The organism is Psychrobacter sp. Ps6 (assembly GCF_022129235.1).
Taxonomy (GTDB): domain Bacteria; phylum Pseudomonadota; class Gammaproteobacteria; order Pseudomonadales; family Moraxellaceae; genus Psychrobacter.
Genome location: NZ_JADQAI010000057.1, coordinates 1 through 2,038, shown reverse-complemented (window position 1 = coordinate 2,038; position 2,038 = coordinate 1). Strand labels below are relative to the sequence as shown.

The following is a 2,038-nucleotide window of genomic DNA, read 5'->3' as shown; positions in this document are numbered from 1 at the left end:
TGGTGGTCTAATGGCAGAGAAAATCCAGTCAACTCTAAACCTCCCACCTTCGGCAATGACTTACCTAGTTTCACATAGTGTGTTAGATCAAGAGCATCTGCATTTTTTTGAATCATTGATGAACAGAATCATCAAAGTGGAAGATCAACAAGTCATTATCGACTCTGCAAAAATGGTATTTTCACTATACGGGCAAATGCTGCGTTCTTTACCCTCTTTATCAACCCAACAATCTGTATGAGGTGAAGTATGATCATAAATAACAGCACTATTCTCCTGACAGGTGCTTCGGGCGGAATTGGTCAAGCCATTGCGAAAGCATTAGCAAAACGTGGTGCTAGCCTCATTCTTGTAGGACGAAGTAAAGAGAGCTTGCAAACACTACTGCGAGTACTGCCGAATCCAGAACGCCATGACATAGTTGTTGCAGATATCACCTCGTTAGAAGGATTAACTATAGTAAAAGAGAGCGCGCGTCAGCATCAAAATGTGTCCGCATTGATTAACAGTGCAGGTAGCAACGATTTTTCGTTGTTAAGCCATAAACGACCAACACAGATTGCTGACGAAATCCAACTCAACCTAGTTGCTCCGATACTGCTGTGCCAATCGGCGTTGACGTGGTTAAAACAGCCTGGGGTGATTCTTAATATTGGTTCAACTTTCGGTTCAATTGGCTATCCAGGCTATACCTCCTATTGTGCAGCAAAAGCAGGTTTGCACCGTTTTACTGAATCGCTTGACAGAGAGCTGTTCGCAACCGGAATTCGTGCGCTGTATTTGGCACCAAGAGCTACAGAAACCTCACTCAATAGCGATGCTGTTAATGAAATGAATCGACAATTGGGTAACAAAACGGACTCCCCGCAAGTTGTTGCCGATCACGTGGTCATCATGTTGGAAAAAGAAATTTCTACGAAGTGGATTGGTTGGCCTGAAAAGCTTTTTGCTCGCATCAATCAATTGCTTCCAAAAGTGGTTTCTTCTGCGATTCGTAAGCAACAAGAAACCATTCACCAATACATAAACCGAGTCAGTCACTGAGGACATGGACGATGAATACCAAACAACTACTTTGCGCTTTGACGGTTTGTTCAACGTTAGCTTCGACCGCTGCGTTGGCAGGTAATGCTCCACTTCAACAAGTTCAAAAGAAATGGGCAGAATGTCAGTACAGTACGCTCGATGGTGATGAACAGGAGCAATGCTTCCATCGCGCGATTGCCAAAACCAGTATTTATCTCGACAGAGAACCTAGTAATCCCGAACTCACAGTTTGGCTGGCAATCAATAAAGCATCGCTAGCTGGTGCTCAAGGTGGCTTAGGGGCATTGTCACTCGCCAAAGAAGCCAAATCTTTACTCGAAGGGGTAATTGCAACGTCACCGCAAACGCTTGATGGTTCTGCATACACCAGTTTAGGTTCACTGTATTACAAAGTTCCGGGGTGGCCAATTGGCTTTGGTGATGACGATAAAGCCGAAGAAATGTTGAAAAAAGCGATAGAGATCAATCCTAAAGGTATCGATCCGAACTATTTTTATGGAGACTTCCTTGCAGAAAAAGGCCGAGTCAAAGAAGCGAAAGTTTATTTGACTCGCGCCATGCAGGCCTTACCTCGTCCTGATCGACCTGTGGCAGATAAAGGCCGAAAACAGGAAATTGAAGAGACTCTTGGGAGACTGGAATAGACTATGCGCTTGTTACTCGTAGAAGATGATAAACTACTCGGTCAATCCATGGTGGCTTCATTAAGTCGCCATGGCTACACCGTGGATTGGGTGGAAAAAGGATCTGGTGTGACTAGCGCACTCAAAACAGAAGCGTTCAAGATCGTAATTTTGGATCTCACTCTCCCCGATATGGATGGGTTAGAAGTTCTGCGTAATATTCGCAAAGGCAGATTTAAGCTTCCGGTGATGATACTTACCGCACGAGACGACATTCGCGATCGAGTTCAAGGCCTTGATGGTGGCGCAGATGATTACCTTGGAAAACCGTTTGCCCTCGAAGAGTTGCTTGCTCGCTTACGCGTTTT

Annotated in this window: 3 protein-coding genes and 1 pseudogene; all 4 read left to right on the top strand. The window is 44.8% G+C overall.

Features of this window, described 5'->3' with window-relative positions:
• A pseudogene (locus I3255_RS13660) lies at positions 1-241 on the top strand (iron-containing redox enzyme family protein); the annotation flags it as partial.
• 8 nt (positions 242-249) lie between these two features.
• Positions 250-1,044 carry an SDR family oxidoreductase gene (locus tag I3255_RS13655; RefSeq protein WP_069532949.1) on the top strand — a complete coding sequence of 265 codons (795 nt, stop codon included), beginning with the start codon at positions 250-252 and terminating at the stop codon, positions 1,042-1,044.
• A gap of 11 nt (positions 1,045-1,055) precedes the next feature.
• Positions 1,056-1,691, top strand: a complete 636-nt coding sequence (locus I3255_RS13650; protein WP_238039293.1) for a hypothetical protein — start codon at positions 1,056-1,058, stop codon at positions 1,689-1,691.
• A gap of 3 nt (positions 1,692-1,694) precedes the next feature.
• The coding region (locus I3255_RS13645) for a response regulator (protein ID WP_238039292.1) at positions 1,695-2,038 on the top strand (344 nt) is incomplete at its 3' end.

What these genes read in the sequence shown, in the direction of transcription:
- I3255_RS13655 (WP_069532949.1), top strand. Translation starts at nt 250, where the DNA reads ATGATCATAAATAACAGCACTATTCTCCTGACAGGTGCTTCGGGCGGA.
- I3255_RS13650 (WP_238039293.1), top strand. Translation starts at nt 1,056, where the DNA reads ATGAATACCAAACAACTACTTTGCGCTTTGACGGTTTGTTCAACGTTA.